This is a genomic window from Mesorhizobium sp. P5_C1, assembly GCF_054049815.1.
This window is the reverse complement of the sequence record NZ_JBFULQ010000653.1, coordinates 1-2688: the sequence shown is the minus strand read 5'-3', so window position 1 is coordinate 2688 and position 2688 is coordinate 1. Positions and strand designations below refer to the sequence as shown.

General features: G+C 59.9%; 3 protein-coding genes and 1 pseudogene. 2 read left to right on the top strand and 2 right to left on the bottom strand.

All coding sequences use genetic code 11. The features are described from left to right. Both ACXJ7R_RS29445 and ACXJ7R_RS29440 read left to right on the top strand, forming a co-directional pair. Positions 1-450 (top strand): annotated as a pseudogene (locus ACXJ7R_RS29445) (NmrA/HSCARG family protein); the annotation flags it as partial. Positions 451-497: 47 nt separating this feature from the next. Then, complete coding sequence (locus ACXJ7R_RS29440; protein WP_457154898.1) at positions 498-770, top strand: DUF2798 domain-containing protein; 273 nt, start codon at positions 498-500, stop codon at positions 768-770. A gap of 273 nt (positions 771-1043) precedes the next feature. On the opposite strand, the gene ACXJ7R_RS29435 is transcribed toward ACXJ7R_RS29440, so the two are convergent. Then, complete coding sequence (locus ACXJ7R_RS29435) at positions 1044-1649, bottom strand: hypothetical protein (RefSeq protein WP_095091673.1); 606 nt, start codon at positions 1647-1649, stop codon at positions 1044-1046. A 244-nt stretch (positions 1650-1893) separates the two neighbouring features. Beyond that, complete coding sequence (locus ACXJ7R_RS29430; protein WP_095090696.1) at positions 1894-2544, bottom strand: OmpA family protein; 651 nt, start codon at positions 2542-2544, stop codon at positions 1894-1896. Positions 2545-2688: the final 144 nt, after the last annotated feature.

Below are 2688 nucleotides of genomic sequence, written 5' to 3'. Positions count from 1 at the left end.
TTCATGCAGAATATCGCAGCGGCCTGGCCGTCGGTCGTTGAGCACGGTGTTTTCTCGGAACCTTTTCCAAAGACGGCGAAGGTGGCGCGTGTCGATTACCGCGATGTTGCTGAAGTGGCAGCGATCGCCTTGACCGAAGCGCGACTGTCATATGCGACGATCGAGCTCTGCGCGGGTATGCACAGCCGGGAAGAGATCGCGTCAATAATGGGAGAGGAACTTGGCCGCCCGGTCATCRCGGGCGAGCCGACATTTGCCGAGTGGGCTGCGGATGTCCGCCTCCCCTACAGCGACCTCCAGATGCAATCGTTGGCCAGGGTATATGGCCACTACGCCCTCCATGGCCTCGGCGGGAACAGTCTGACATTGCGCGCCGCCCTGGGTCGCGAACCGCGTTCGTTGCGCAGCTTCATTAGCAACCTGGCCCTGCAAACGGCACATGCCACCTGATCGCGCTCAGCCGCGCATGCGTCCACTTTCTGAACAGGAGATACTTGATGCGAGCGTCATCGGACAAAGTTTTGAAATCGAGGAAACTACCGCCCTCCTACAATGCGCTGGTAATGCCATTCGTTCTTTCCATCTTGATGTCGAGCATTGTCTCGGCAGTATCGACGCTGATCAATGCGGGCTGGACAACCGGTTTCGTGGCGACCTGGCCGTATGCATGGGGAGCATCATGGCTTGTGGCGTTTCCGAGTCTGCTGCTGGTCTTGCCGATCGTTCGCCGGATCGTGGCGGCAATTGTCGACCAGCCGACCTCGTCCTGATGGCGTCGCCAGGGTCTGATCCCCGATCGCTTTCGAGGGCAAGCCAGCCATCGGCTTGCCCTGCCGGTAAGCTCCTACCGATTCACCGTTTCACGGAAACGCCGGACCGCTCCAAATCTTGCTCTGACGCAATTTCCTAAGGGAAAGCGCGATGCGCTTTCCCGGGAAAACCGTCTCACACTTTTCCGGGAATTGCCTCTTTGTTTGGACGCAATTCCGGACGGAAAACCGCTTCACACTTTTCCTGGAATTGCTCCCAGCCTGGCTCGCCCGTTACATCGGGCCAGGCATCATCTTGGTCGGTTTCTCCAGCATCGGAAACTCGGCCTTGTTGCATTTCACCTTCGGGTTCGTCGGACTGAACAGGCCGTTCGGATTGTCCACGAACCAGGCGTGAAGATCGTAGTGGACGAACTCCCGCGGGATGAGCGGATAGTGTCCCTCCATCGGGCCCATGAAGGTTTGGCCAAACAGCTTCGGCGGCGCTTTGATGTCCGGCGTCAGTGGCACCAGCCATTCCGCCCCGACCAGGCGCAGGCCTTTTCTCGTCGGTTCGTAGATCAGCACATTGGGGTGCATCGGATCGAGTTTTTGGCCGACACTTGGGACGTTGACGAAATGGATACCCATGGCGCCTTTCGGGTAATCCATCGTGCCCGGTATCTTTTCTCCGCTGTAGTAGACGCAGCCGACTGTCGACAGATAGAGGTCGCGGACGGCGGCGGTGTAGTCCTCATATTTGGCAAGCGACTTCTTCAAGGCATCTATGTCGGCCTTGCCGGCATCCTCGGCCTGAGCCGTGGCGACGCCCAACCATGCGCCCACAAGACTGGTTAAAGCGAGGACGCCGCAGCGCCCAAGGCTGGCTGTTCTTGTCATGCATTCCTCCCAGATTTTCTGAATCTGGCCGTGCAAGACCGAGGCGGGAAAAAATGCTGATTGCGCGGCCAGTTGTATCCGCCTCATCCCCTCCGGAACAGGGTCGATGCTATTCCTTTCCGTGGCTGCGGGAAACTAGTTAGTTAGAACTAGCTAATTCTCTGAGCGCCAATCTGCGCCGGCAYCCGCTCAAACAAAAACGGCCCCATATATGGGGCCGTTTTGCATTCGCTTGCCGGACAGATCAGGTGAGCGGCGACAGCTGGATCTCGACGCGGCGGTTCTGGGCGCGGCCTTCGGCCGTCGCATTGGATGCGATCGGCCGTGTCTTGCCGAAACCGGTGACGGCGAAGCGGCGCTGATCGACACCCTGACCGGACAGGTAGTTGGCAACCGCCAGCGCGCGCCGCTGCGACAGATCGAAATTGTGCTGGTCGCCACCGGTCGAATCGGTGTGGCCGAAAACGTCGACCGTGGTCTGCTTGAACTTCTTCAGCACCAGCGCGACCGAATTCAGCACCTGGTAGAAGCCGGGCTTCACAGCATCCTGATCCGTGTTGAAGGTGATGTCGGAGGGCATGTTGAGGATGATCTGGTCACCGCTGCGGGTGACGCTGACGCCGGTGCCCTGAAGCTGGCGGCGCAGTTCGGCCTCGTTCTGGTCCATGGTGGCGCCGATGGCACCGCCGGCAAGCGCGCCGATACCCGCGCCGATCAGTGCGTTGCGGCGGTCGTTGCCACCGGCAAGCAGGCCAAGGCTGGCACCTGCCAGGGCGCCAAGACCGGCTCCCGCGGCGGTGTTGGAAATCTTCTGGTCGCCCGTGTACGGATCGGTGGTGGTGCATGCGCTCACAAGCAAAGCCGTCGCCACAACGACGAGCACAGTCTTTTTCATAGGATCGTCCCTCTCCAGGTCACGCCACTGCGATGGCGCCAAATCAGCCCTTCCCGCGACTTGTAACATGAAATGCGGCGAAAAGCGGAACGGCAAAAGCTACCGCAACGGCTTTTCCCCGACGCCGATTGGCCGGTCGCCCCA